Raw genomic sequence first — 12,930 nt, 5'->3', positions numbered from 1 at the left:
ATCTCCAAAAAAAGAAAAAAGCACAACTCGGTCCATTTATTTATGACGAAACGGGGAAAAAGGGGATAAAATGGGGGTAAAACGGGATAGGGGGCCCCCCTGATTTAAGTATCTTTGGGGGTATGCAGTCTATTGAAAAAGAAGCAGCTATTGCTCAGGACTATCTGTCCAAGATTTCTGTAGAGGCGGAAGCCCTATTTGACAAGTACCTCCCTCCGGTGACGGATCAGCCCTGCCGGTTGCACGAGGCCATGCGCTATTCTATGCTGGCGGGCGGTAAGCGCCTGCGTCCTGCCCTTGTTAGGGCTACTTTTGACATGTTCGGCGGCAAGGGCGAAGGCGTTGAGCTCGCCATGGTCGCTCTGGAGATGATCCACACCTTCTCCCTCATTCACGACGACCTGCCCTGTATCGACAACGACGACTTCCGCAGGGGAAAGCCCACCAGCCACAAGCAGTTTGGCGAGGCTACGGCCGTAATGGCAGGAGATGCCCTTTGCGTGCTCGCTTTTGAACTCATGGGCAAGACAGGAAACGCCCGTGCAATCGAAGTCCTTGCCCACCTGCTCAGCACCTACGGCCTTATCGGCGGCGAAATGATCGACATCGAGTGCGAAGGCAAGGAAGTGGACCTGGAAACGGTGGACTACATCCATTACCACAAGACGGCGGCCCTTATCGAGGCGGCCTTGCAGGTAGGCGCCATGCTTGCCGGTGCAAGCGATGCCGATATCCAGGTCATCCGCAAGTACGGCAAGTCCATCGGCCTTGCGTTCCAGATTGTGGACGATATCCTGGACATTGTCTCCACTACCGAAGAACTGGGCAAGGATGCCGGTTCCGACATCGAGAAGGGCAAGGCCACCTACCCCTCTGTGGTGGGGCTTGACCGCTCCAGGGAAAAGGCCAAGGAACTCTTCGAAGAGTCCATCAAGTCTCTGGATTCCCTTTCCTGCGATACCGAAATCCTTCGGGCCATAGCCGCATTCATTATCACCCGGGTTAAGTAATGGAACTGAAAGACATAAAGTCTCCCGAGGACATCAAGCATTGTTCTGTGGAGGAACTTTATAACCTGGCGTCCCAGGTACGCGAGACCATCATTGGTCAGGTGGCCAAGCATGGCGGCCACTTGGCGTCTAGCCTCGGGGTGGTAGAACTGACCATCGCCCTCCATTACGTGTTCAACGCTCCCGAAGACAAGATTGTCTGGGACGTAGGGCACCAGGCCTATGTGCACAAGCTTTTGACGGGCCGCTACGACCGGTTCGACACGCTCCGCCAGCAGGGCGGCATCTCTGGATTCTTGAAACGCTGCGAAAGCGAGTACGACTGCTTTGGCGCAGGACATGCCACCACCTCCATTTCGGCGGCTCTTGGCTTTGCTGTGGCCCGCAACCACTTTAACCGCAAGAACAACGTGGTGGCTGTCATCGGTGACGGCTCCATGACCGGCGGTATGGCTTACGAGGCCCTGAACAACGCGGGTATTTCGAAGCAGAACATGACCATCATCTTGAACGACAACAAGATGAGCATCGCTCCCAATGTGGGCGGGTTCAGCAAGTACCTGAACCGCGTGATATCCGACCCGGTCTACAACAAGATGCGCTCCGATTTGGACCGCCTCATGACAAGGCTCCCAGGTGTGCTAGGGAGCAGGTTCCGCGATTTGTTCTTGCAGGTGGAAAACGCGGCGAAGAACGCCGTGAAGCCGGGGGCTTTCTTCGAAGACCTGGGTATCCGCTATTTCGGGCCTATCGACGGTCACGACATCAACGAACTGATCATGATTCTCGAGCGGGTCAAGTCCCAACCGGGGCCTTGCCTGGTCCATGTTCTGACCGAGAAGGGCCGTGGGCTGAACGCCGCCGAGAAGAACCCCACCAAGTTCCACGGCACAGGACCTTTCGACCCCGAAAGCGGGCTCCCCCTTTCGCCGGGCAGTCCGAACCCATCTCTTACCAGCGTGTTCGGAAAGACCCTGTTGGAACTGGCCAAGAAGGATGACCGCATTATCGGGATTACGGCCGCCATGCCTACGGGCTGCGGCCTGGACATTGTGGCCAAGGAACTGCCCGACCGGGTGATAGATGTGGGCATTGCCGAAGAGCATGCGGTGACCTTTGCCGCAGGCCTTGCCTGCGACGGAGTGGTGCCGGTGGTGGCTATCTATTCCAGCTTTATGCAGCGGGCCTACGACCAGATTATGCACGACGTGGCCCTGCAGAAACTGCACGTGGTGTTCGTGCTGGACCGCGCAGGCCTCGTGGGCGCCGACGGGCCTACCCATCACGGGACCTTTGACCTGTCGTTCCTCCGCACGGTGCCGGGCATGACCATTCTTGCGCCCAGCGATGAAAACGAACTTCGGGATATGCTGAAGGCTTCCATCGATATGGAAGGCCCTGTGGCTATCCGTTACCCCCGCGGGACTGCCCTTGCCGAGAAGCTTTTGGAGCCGCCTGCGACAGTAGATGTGAAGCTCCCGAAGGTCTTGGAACAGGGCAAGGACATTCTGCTTTTGGGCGCCGGGTTCATGACCAATGAACTGAAGAAGACGGCGAAGATTCTTCGCGAGCATGGGCATAACCCCACTCTCGTGGACGCCCGTCTGGTGAAGCCCCTGGACACCGAATGTTATCGCAGCCTGTTCGAAAGTCACGACACCATTGTCACTCTCGAGGACAACACCTTAGTAGGCGGCTTTGGCTCTGCCGTGATGGAGCTCGCCGCAGATCTTGGATATTCAGGCAAGAAGTTCTTCCGGTTCGGAATCCCGGATAATTTCGTGGAGCAAGGTGAAATCAAGAACCTTTACAAACTCTTGAAAATCGATGGCGAATCTGTCGCCGAACAACTGATGGAAAAACTATGAGCGAAGAAAACAAGACCCCGCGTACCATAAGGAAAACTTTGGACCGCAAGTTCGGCGTCAGCGAAAGCCGTGATGAACGCCGCCCCCGCCGCGAAGAAAGAACCGGCGATGATAGGGAATTTGGCCGTGGCCCCCGCGGGGACCGCCCCCGTGGACTTCGCGAAGACGGAAGCCTCCGTGAAGGCCGCACAGGGGAACGCCGTTTCGACCGCGAGCGCAAGCCCTTTGACCGCGAACGCCGTCCCCGCCGTTTTGACGACAGGCCCTTCGGCCGTTCCGAAAGGTTTGGTCATGACCGCCGCCGCGATGGAGACCGCCCTTTCCGCGGGTACGACAAGGCCGGTTTTGAAAAGTCCAGCAGGCCCATTTACCGCCAGCGTCCGGAACAAAAGTCCGACGCCTTCCAGGACGAAAACCTGGACGAATCCGTTCTGGAAGCCCGCGTAGCCCAGGCGGAAACCGTAGAAGAAACCGCCGGCAATCCGCCCTGGTTCAAGAAGCTCCTGGCCCTCACCACAGAAAAGGGCCGCGAACGCGAAGGCCGTTTCTTGGGCGAAGGAGTCCATGTGGTGACCGAGCTGGTAAAAAACCATCGCGAGCTGGTCATTGCCGTTTACGCCGTCGAAGGTTTCGAGGACCAAACTCTGCTGGACCTCATCAACGAGGCAGGGATCACCCTCCATGACATGCCTGCCGACCAGATGAAGCAGATTAGCTCTACGGTAACTCCCCAGGGCATTATCGCCCACTGCCGTATTGCAAATACCAAGCCCAACTACGAATCTAGCCGCAGCGTGCTGACTCTTGTGGATGCGGTGCAGGACCCGGGCAACTTGGGAACGCTGTTCCGCACGAGCCTCGGCTTCGGTTCTGACGGCATGATTCTTGGCCGCGGTACCGTGAGCCCCTTCAACCCGAAGGTGGTCCGTGGTTCGTCGGGAACTTTCCTCCGTGTTCCTTTCGAATTCGACGTGGACTTGATTGACCAGATTAATTTCTTGCGCAGCAAGGGATACACGATTATTGCGACCGACCTGCATGCCAAGCAGTCCTTGCGCCAGATTCCGGAACGCAAGCTCCGCAAGATGGCTTTCTTGGTGGGTAACGAAGGTGCGGGCACCAACCCCTACTTTATCGAATTGGCCGACGAGACGGTAAAGATTCCCATGAGCAGCGAACTGGAATCCCTGAACGTGGCGGTAGCTCACGGCATTCTCAGCTACGAGGCCGCCCAGATTCAAGAGGAGCTGAAGTAATGAACTTTCAGGCCCGTTTAGAAGAACGCATTGCCAAGTGCGGAAACCCGATTTGCCTGGGCATGGATCCTGTGCTCAAGCTGATTGACCCCTGCTGCCCTGATGGCTCTGCCGAAGACAAGATCAAGCGTTTCTATTCCGAAATTTTGGAATGCGCCCTGAAACGGGGTGTGCAGCCGGCTGTAGTCAAGCCCAACAGTGCCTACTACGAATGCGTGAGCGTGCAGGCCATGCTGGTACTGCAGCAGCTGATTGCCGATTACCGCAGTGCCGGTATTCCGGTAATTCTCGACGCCAAGCGCGGCGACATCGGCAAGTCCAGCGCCGCCTACGCCACCGCCGCCTACGATGTTTACAAGGCGGACGCCGTCACGGTTTCTCCCTGGATGGGCGCCGATTCCGTAGGGCCGTTTATCCGCAGTTCCGAAACGAACGCCGACGAGCATGGCGCCTACGTGCTGCTCCGCACGAGCAACAAGGGCGCCCACGATTTTCAGGACCTGCCTGTGGTCCGTAGCGACGACCCTCGGGACAAGGCCGAAGCGTTTTATTCCGTAGCCGACAAGATTATGGAATGGGACGGAAACTTCGGATACCTGGGCGCAGTCGTCGGAGCTACCCATCCCGAAGAGCTTGAAAAGATTACGGCCTACACCGTAGCCCACAAGCACGAGATTCCCTTCTTGATTCCGGGCGTGTCCATTCCTGGCGTGCCCGGCGGTCAGGGCGGCGACGCCAAGACGGTACTTACCGCCATTGCCAACGGCGGCGGCAAGCGCAAGTTCCACGTGCTCAACAGCAGTAGCGGTCTGAACTTCGCCTACCAGCGCAGCGGCAACCCGGCGAACTTCGCAAGCGACTGCATCGACGCCCTCGAAAAACTCGCAGAGGCCTGTAACTTATAGGATGTGTAATGTGAAATGTGTGATGTGTAATTGATCATTCCACACTACACACTTGTTAATAACTATGCGTTTCCTTGCCATCATCATATTAGCCATAGCGGTCATTGCGGCGGCCTTCCATTTTGCGAAGCCGCTCCCCAACACTAATTTCGACGAGTCTTTCTTGCCGAAAGCCGATTATGTCAAGTATATCGCCGCGGGTAACGACGCGTCTGTTGCAGGCCTTTTTTGGATTAAGGGACTTACGGAACTTGGCGAAAGCTACTTAAGCGGCAAGGAATATGCCTACCTGAGTCATGTAGCGAATCTCTGTACGGAATTGGACAGTTTGTTTTACACGCCATATTATTTTGTGAGTGGCGTGACTCCAACAGATGCGAAGGACACATCCGACTTTATAGTAATGCGCCGTGCGTTGAGGGTTTACCCAGAGCGGTGGAATATCGCCATTGCCTATGCTTTGCGCTTGTATAATGGTCCATACCCCAACAAAACGGAAGCGGCTAACGTGATGCGGCCTTATTTCGATTATCCTGATCCAAAAATTCCTAACCACATTCGCACATTGTACAGGAGCTTTGAGCTTGATACAATGCAAACAGAAATTGCCCTTGAAGCGGTGCTAAATGACGTGATGCAACCTAGCTTCAAAAATTTCCGGCAGAGCTTCCACAATAAGGCATTCCGTGTTCTTGGTTATCGTGGTTTGAAAAAAGATGAGTATTCAGCGATTTATGAAGACGTGTCAAAGACTATCGACTTGTTTGCGGACGGCAAGATTTCGCCAGCGCAGGCATACAACCACCTGCTTCAGCTGAAAAAGCCCGAAGAGGTGAAACCTGCCGATTCTACGGCGGTGGATTCGACGAAAACTGATTCTACGGTAATTAATGCCGTTGCAGCAGATACTGTCGCTGCCGCCGCAACCGATACGACCAACAACTAGCAGCATCTTGAGACCATCGGTCCTAACCACTAACCACGGCCTTACGGCCTGACTTTCCTAATACCTATTTCCCGCAGCGCTTGGCGTTGTTGGGGAGTCCCATCAATTCAAAAGCGTTCTTGCAGCGGAGCCGCAGGTCGTCTTTTTCTTTCTGCGGAACACCCTTGATCAAAGAACGCTCCCAGAGGATATTGGCGGTCATGTAGGTGTAGTTGTTCTTGATGGATTTTTCTTCGGCCGTCTTGTATAGTTTTTCGGCTTCGGAGTCTCCCAGGAGCCTCTTGACCTTTGCCGCAGTGTAGGCGTAAAAGCCGCCGTCCGTGTCGCTGTTCTTGCCGGTCATCTTGAGGGCGGCGTTGGCTTCGTCCTCGTGGCCCGCTCCGGCGTAGGCGATGGCGCATTCCGAATAGTAGGCGGCCTTCAGGGCTTCGTCTCGTTTCTTGATGCTGCCGTCGTCAATGGAGCGACAAATTTTTTCGGCGTCGCCGTATTTTTCCCGGGCGTTGGCCAGGGCAACTTTCGACTGGTTGAGCATCAATGCGGAATTATCGTCTAGAGCTTCGGGACGCACCACCTTCAGTAGGGAATCCGCAAAGTCCAGGTCCAGACTCATGATGCGGACTCTCGCCATAGACAGCAAGACCCGTCCTTCGGAGGCTAAATCGGCTTCCTTGCGGCTTGCAAGGAGAGCTCGTTCCAGCTGGCCGTAACCTTTGGCGAATTTGCCGTTGGCAATGGACTTCTGGGCGCGAAAGGCCAGCGTCGAAGACTCGGAAGCGAAACTCATTCCCGAAAAAACAAGGACCAGGGCCAGGGCGAAGATTCTATTTACCATAAGGTCTCCACCATGTAGGGAATGCTGTCGCGGTTAGGCATGTTCCGGTTGATAATCCACATGTTGGAAATGCCTTCCATTAGCTCGTCCGCGTTTTCCAGGGTCTGTTCCGTAGATTCCATGAAATCCGAAAGTCCGACGGTAATCTTTCCGAGTTCGGTAATCATGTCGTCCGCGCGACCCACCGTTCCTTCAAGCTTGCCCATGAGCCCGTCCACCTTTCCGGGCAGGGGCTTCAGCTCTTTCATCATGCCTGAGACGTCGTTCATCATTCCGGAGACATTGTTCATCACGTTGTCCATCCGGTTCACGAGGGGCGGAACAGATAGCTGCAGCGTATCCATCAGGTCCGAAACCTTGTGTATTGCCCTTGTGCCGCTGAGGGTAATGTCGTCCAGGCGGTAGAGCTGCCTGTTCAGGTTGTCGTAGAGGGTGCGGGAGCCGAACAGGGCGCCGATGGTAGTTCCCGTATCCATGGCCATGGACACCAGGGTATCGGCGGCATCGATAAGCTGGTTCACGCGGCCTAGCAGTTCGTTGGCCGTCTCCAGCACCGTCTCGATATCCTGTGCCTTGCCCGGCGGCAAAAAGTCCCCGTTTTCTAGTACACGCCCCTTTCCGCGCTTGACATCGATGTTGACCACACGGGCCGAAATCACGTTCTGGTCGCGGATGGCGTACACCTGGGCGCTGTCGGTAATCCAGTTTTGGAATTGCTTGCGGAGGGTGAATTCCATATAGACGCCATCGCCCTCGATCTTCATGTCCGAAATCTGACCCACATCTACACCGCTAATCTGCACGCGGGTGCCGGGCCTAAGTCCCAAAGCCTTGTCGAAGGTACTGTGGAGCTTATACTCCTCCACACCAATCATTCCGCTGGTAAAAAGCTTCGTATAGAGCACAAGCCCGAATACCATCACGGCAACCGTAAAGAAGATACCGACCAAAAGGCCGGACATCTCCATCCAGTTTATCTGCTTGATGGGCTTGAGTTTCATGAAAAAAAATATAGCAATAGAAGAAAAATCGAGTGAAGTCTAAAGAGTTTAGGGCCTTTTTTACCCCAATCTCTCTTTTAACCTCGTGTACCGTCTGGTGCTGCGGTTGTTGCGGACGGCCTGGTGGAACGCTCCGGGTGCGGAAAGTACCCACACGTGTCCTTTCGCGCGGGTGATGGCCGTATAAAGCAGGTTCCGCTGGAGCATCACGTAGTGGCTGGAGTCTAGAATCACGATGACGGCGGGGTATTCGCTGCCTTGGCTCTTGTGGATGGTGCAGGCGTAGGCCAGCTGCAGGTCTTCTATTTCATCGCCTTCGTAGTCCACCGTCTTGTCGTCAAAGAAGACCGTCATGGCGGACTTGTCCTTCTTGACGTTGAAGATAATTCCCACGTCACCGTTGAACACGTTCTTGTCGTAGTTGTTGGTGGTCTGCATCACCCGGTCGCCAGCGCCCCATTCGGTGCCGCCTATCTTGAATTTCTGGGCGCTGCCGTTCATGAGCCTTTGCAGGAACTGGTTCAGCTCGAACACGCCCAGCGGGCCCTTGCGCATGGGGGCTAGAATCTGCAGGTCGCTTTTCAGGTCGATGTCCAGCTTGGAGCGCACGCCTGTGGTGACCAGTTGCTGCAATATGCCTAGGGCCTCCTCGGGAGTCTCGTAGGGCATAAAGTGGAAGTTGGGCCCGTCGATAGGCGCAGGCATGATGCCCTGGTTGATTTTGGCCGCCTTGTCGGCGATGTCGTTGCCGCTGGCCTGCCGGAATATGTGCTGCAGACGCACGCTCGGGATTTTCGGACATTGCAGCAGGTCGTTCAGCACGTTGCCCGGTCCTACGCTTGGCAGCTGGTCGGCGTCTCCTACCAAGAGGATTCGTGCCCGAAGGCTCACGGCTTCTAGCAATGACGATGCAAGCCAGGTGTCCACCATGCTGAATTCATCTACAATCAACAGGTCGCAGTGCAGCTGGTTGCCTACGTTCCTGTTGAACTTCTTGGACACGGGGTCCATTTCCAGAAGGCGGTGCAGCGTCTTCGCGGGCGCTCCGCAGAGGCTTTCCATGCGCTTGGCGGCACGGCCCGTTGGGGCAGCCAGCAGCACGGATTCGCCCATCTGGTTGGCAAGATGCAATATGCCCTTGAGTATCGTGGTCTTTCCCGTGCCGGGGCCGCCTGTGACGATGGAGAACTTGTGGGACAGCGCCATCTGGATGGCCTGCCTTTGCACCGGGTCGAAACTGAACTTGTGTTCCCGCTCCCAGCTCACCAGGTACTGCTCGAAACCTTCGGTGGGGAGCGTGTTCCGCTGTAGCCGAAGCGCGATATTCCGTGCCACGGAATCTTCGGCCCGGAACATAGACGGGTAAAAGCAGTCGTCGCCTACGCGGGTAATGCGCCCGTTCTTGCACAGGCCTTCGAACTGCTCCATCAGAATTTGAACCGCGTCGTCGTCAAAGTTGTCTATCCGCAGGTTCTTGAGGGTGCGGTCCAGCAGGGCGTCCTTGGGCAGGTACACGTGACCTTCGTTGAAGGACGATTCCTGCAGGGAGTAGAGCAGCGCCGCCTGGAACCGCATGGGACTGTCCTTCGGTAGGCCCAGCTTCATGGCAATTTCGTCGGCGCTTGCAAACCCGATACCCCACACCTCTTCGCAGAGCAGGTAGGGGTTCTCCTTGATCTTTGGGATGGTGTCTTCGCCGTAGGTGCTCCACAGCCGCTTGGCGGTACTGCCCACGATGCCGTGGCTGTACAGGAACAGCATGGTTTCGCGGCTCAGGCGGGCCTCTTGCCAGCTGGCCAGGAACTCCGCCATCTTCTTGGGAGTGATACCCTTGATTTTTACCTCGGAGAGCCTTTCGGGGTGGCAGTCTAGCACCTCTGGCAGGGCGTCTCCAAAAGCCTCCACCAGGCGTTCGGCGGTCTTGGGCCCGATGCCCCGGAACAGCCCGCTGGCCAGGTAGTCCCGCAGGTTGCCGTCGCCTGTTTTCAGGATTTCGAAACCCGAGGCCTTGAACTGCTCGCCGAACTTGGGGTGGCGGCCCCATTCGCCCTCAAACCGCAGGTTCTCGCCGGGAGTGAGTGCAGGAAAATTCCCGGTGACTACCGCCACCTTGCCCGTATCAGAAATCACCACCTTCAGCACGGTAAAGCCGTTGGCCGGGTTCTGGTAGGTGACGTTCTTGATGGATCCCTGGATCTGCATTCGGTTTTTTCGGCTCCGTGGCGGTGTCGGGTTACACGAAAAAACGGAGTGTGTTGGCACCCCGTTTTAGGAAATCACAAAAATGCTAACGGATTAGCGAAGTTTCTTTTTGTGACGGTCACGACGACGGCGCTTTTTGCGCTTGTGAGTCGCAATCTTCCTGCGCTTTCTTTTCTTTCCGCAAGGCATATTGATTCTCCGTTAAGGGTTAAACATAAAAATTCGGTGCCAAAATAGAGAAAATTATGGGGATTTTGTCAAGGTTTGGTTCTTTTTGTACACGAATTTTGACCAAAAACGGCAAAAAATGAGGATTTTTGACTGGCTTTTGAGCGAGGGTCTTTTGTATATTGGCTACATTCGGTCTAGGCAAGCTGCCTTGACTTTGCCGACCTGAACCAGGTCGCCTTTCCATATCACCTACAATTTTTATTCCCGGTATAGACTGGGGATCAACCCTTAGCGGCCGGCGCGGTCGTTCAACGCGTATGGTCATGGAGAATTTATGGACGATAAAAATACGAATAAACGTAAACACGATTCCTTTTTTCGCTGGCTTTTTGCCGACGTTGACCGTCTTAGGCTACTCTTGGAACTTTCAGCCAAGGTAAACCGCGATGTCAGCGAATTTATTGATGCGGTAAACTTGGACACCCTGGTCCGGATACCCGATTCCTATTCCGAAGTGGATGACACCGGCGAGGCGGACCTTGCGTTTCGCGTGAATGTCTCGACAGGAGCACCTGTTCTTGTGGGCATCCTGGTGGAACACAAGTCGGGACAGGATCCTGATACGCTTAATCAGGTTGCCCGCTATGTGCGGACCTTGATGAAACGTTATGACAGGAATCGCATTTTTGACGGGTTGCCTACTATGGCGATTATTTTCTATAACGGAAAGGCGAACTGGAATCCCATAAGCCACCTTGAAGATGGCTACCCTGAATTCTTTCGGAGGGTCGTGCTTCCGTTCCGTTGTGCCTTCGTGAATATGGCGGATATTCCGGACAGCGACTGTTTTGCTTGCGAAGATACCGCAACGGCAATGGGTATCGTGGCAATGAAGTATGCATATGACAAGGACAAATTGCTTGAATTGTTGCCCCGATTCAAGGAATCGCTGCGCAAGATGCCACACAAAGAAGCTACTTGCATATTGGAAAAAATAAGTGTATATTTGAAGGAGTATATAGGCAGAGACGCTCTAAAGGAACTGGATATGGCATTTGTAAGTATTGGACAAAAGTACGGCTTTGTGAGTGCCGGAGACGAGTTCCGCAGAGAACTAGCGGAAGAACGTCAAAAGGCCGAGGCGGAAAAGCTTGAAACCGCCAGGAAGATGGTGGCCGATGGCGCGATTTCTCTTGAAAAAGCCGTTTCCTACTTTGGGTATTCCAAGGAACAGATTCTAGGGAAATAGACCCTAGGCATTTAGTGCGAAAAATTCAAGGCGGCCCCGTTAGGGGTCGCTTTTGGTTCTTTTTGTACACGAATTTTGGCCAAAAACGGCAACTTTGGGCATAGAATCATTGTATTATTATTAAAAACAAAGAGGAAAACATGGAAAATTTCAATTTTTACAGCCCCACAGAATTTGTATTCGGTATGGACCGCGAAAATGAATGCGGTGCGCTTGTCAAAAAATACGGTGGCACCAAGGTGCTTATCCACTACGGTGGCGGTTCTGCCGTGCGTTCAGGCCTCATCGACCGGGTGAAGGCGAGCCTCGACGCTGCAGGAATCCCCCATGTGGAACTTGGCGGCGTGAAGCCGAACCCGCACGATTCGCTCGTGTACAAGGGCATCGAGATTGTCCGCCAGAACGGCATCGACTTTATCCTTGCGGTGGGCGGCGGCTCTACCATCGACAGTTCCAAGGCCATTGCCATGGGCGTTCCTTACGAGGGCGATTTCTGGGATTTTTACGAGGGCAAGGCCTCGGCGGCATGTGCGCTCCCCATAGGCGTGGTGCAGACCATTGCGGCCGCCGGTTCCGAGGGTAGCGGCGACTCCGTGGTGACCAAGGAAGACGGCATGCTCAAGCGGGGTGCCAGCAGCGAGCACATTCGTCCGAAGTTTGCGGTGCAGAATCCGGCGCTCCTTTGCACGTTGCCTGCCTACCAGACGGCCTGCGGCATTACCGACATCATGGCCCACGTTTTTGAACGCTACTTCACGAACACGCTGGAAGTGGAAATCACCGACCGCCTGTGCGAAGCGGTGCTCCTCACGATGGTGAAGGAGGGCCCGCGCGCCATTGCCGACCCCGCCAACTACCAGGTGCGTGCGAACATCATGTGGGCGGGGACGGTAGCCCACAACGGTGTTGTGGGCTGCGGGCGCAGTCAGGACTGGAACAGCCACGCCATCGAGCACGAACTTTCGGCGCTTTACGACTGCGCCCATGGCGCGGGCCTTGCGGTCATCATGCCCTCCTGGATGGAATACGTGGTAGACCACAACGTGATGCGCTTTGCCCAGATGGCGACCCGCGTGTTCGGCTGCGAGATGAATTTTGAAAACCCGAAGGCCACCGCCCTCGAAGGCATCAAGGCTTTCCGCCGGTTCTTGCATTCCATCGGCATGCCCATCAACTTCGCTGAACTCGGTGCTAAAGAAGAAGACATCCCGAAGATGGTGGAAAAACTCAATCCGGGTGACGGCTGGGGCTTTGTTCCGCTCAAGGCGAAGGACGTGACCGAAATCTACAAGATCGCGGCTCACGCAACGCTATAAAAATGTGTAGTGTGAAGTGTGTGATGGGTTATGAGGAGCCAGTTGTGAGAAATGAAAATAAAACCTTTTTCGTCATCCTCACGAATGTGAGGATCCGCTCACAGTTGTCTAGCAGATGTTCGCCTTCGCGAACATGACGAGTTTCAGAATCCTAATCACGGACCTTCGGCC

The 12,930-nt window shown here is 55.1% G+C and carries 10 protein-coding genes; 7 read left to right on the top strand and 3 right to left on the bottom strand.

Annotated features, from left to right (window positions below):
• Positions 1 to 122: 122 nt before the first annotated feature.
• From IKB43_01715 to IKB43_01695, 5 genes are read left to right on the top strand one after another with little or no spacing between them, the layout of a single operon-like run.
• Complete coding sequence (locus IKB43_01715; GenBank protein MBR2468861.1) at positions 123 to 1,010, top strand: polyprenyl synthetase family protein; 888 nt, start codon at positions 123 to 125, stop codon at positions 1,008 to 1,010.
• A complete protein-coding gene (locus IKB43_01710; protein ID MBR2468860.1) occupies positions 1,010 to 2,878 on the top strand; it encodes a 1-deoxy-D-xylulose-5-phosphate synthase in 1,869 nt (622 codons plus the stop codon). Before IKB43_01715 ends, IKB43_01710 begins: the two co-directional genes overlap by 1 nt.
• Positions 2,875 to 4,134, top strand: coding sequence for an RNA methyltransferase (locus IKB43_01705; GenBank protein MBR2468859.1), 1,260 nt, complete (start codon positions 2,875 to 2,877; stop codon positions 4,132 to 4,134). Before IKB43_01710 ends, IKB43_01705 begins: the two co-directional genes overlap by 4 nt.
• Positions 4,134 to 5,039, top strand: coding sequence for an orotidine-5'-phosphate decarboxylase (gene pyrF / locus IKB43_01700; protein MBR2468858.1), 906 nt, complete (start codon positions 4,134 to 4,136; stop codon positions 5,037 to 5,039). Before IKB43_01705 ends, pyrF begins: the two co-directional genes overlap by 1 nt.
• Before the next feature lie 52 nt (positions 5,040 to 5,091).
• A complete protein-coding gene (locus tag IKB43_01695) occupies positions 5,092 to 5,985 on the top strand; it encodes a hypothetical protein (GenBank protein MBR2468857.1) in 894 nt (297 codons plus the stop codon).
• A gap of 64 nt (positions 5,986 to 6,049) precedes the next feature.
• On the opposite strand, the gene IKB43_01690 is transcribed toward IKB43_01695, so the two are convergent.
• From IKB43_01690 to IKB43_01680, 3 genes are read right to left on the bottom strand one after another with little or no spacing between them, the layout of a single operon-like run.
• Positions 6,050 to 6,820, bottom strand: coding sequence for a hypothetical protein (locus tag IKB43_01690; protein MBR2468856.1), 771 nt, complete (start codon positions 6,818 to 6,820; stop codon positions 6,050 to 6,052).
• On the bottom strand, positions 6,814 to 7,821 hold the full coding sequence (locus tag IKB43_01685; protein ID MBR2468855.1) for an MCE family protein: 1,008 nt from the start codon (positions 7,819 to 7,821) through the stop codon (positions 6,814 to 6,816). Before IKB43_01685 ends, IKB43_01690 begins: the two co-directional genes overlap by 7 nt.
• A gap of 60 nt (positions 7,822 to 7,881) precedes the next feature.
• Entirely contained in the window at positions 7,882 to 10,023 is a 2,142-nt protein-coding gene (locus tag IKB43_01680) for an ATP-dependent RecD-like DNA helicase (protein MBR2468854.1), read from the bottom strand.
• Positions 10,024 to 10,528: 505 nt separating this feature from the next.
• Here IKB43_01680 and IKB43_01675 point away from each other — a divergent pair.
• Positions 10,529 to 11,443: an Rpn family recombination-promoting nuclease/putative transposase gene (locus IKB43_01675; GenBank protein ID MBR2468853.1), complete on the top strand. Its 915-nt coding sequence runs from the start codon at positions 10,529 to 10,531 to the stop codon at positions 11,441 to 11,443.
• A 140-nt stretch (positions 11,444 to 11,583) separates the two neighbouring features.
• Positions 11,584 to 12,759 carry an iron-containing alcohol dehydrogenase gene (locus IKB43_01670; protein MBR2468852.1) on the top strand — a complete coding sequence of 392 codons (1,176 nt, stop codon included), beginning with the start codon at positions 11,584 to 11,586 and terminating at the stop codon, positions 12,757 to 12,759.
• Positions 12,760 to 12,930: the final 171 nt, after the last annotated feature.

The sequence above is a fragment of the Fibrobacter sp. genome (genome assembly GCA_017503015.1).
Lineage (GTDB): Bacteria > Fibrobacterota > Fibrobacteria > Fibrobacterales > Fibrobacteraceae > Fibrobacter.
Note: the sequence above shows the minus strand (reverse complement) of the source record. Positions and strands in the feature narration are given on the sequence as shown.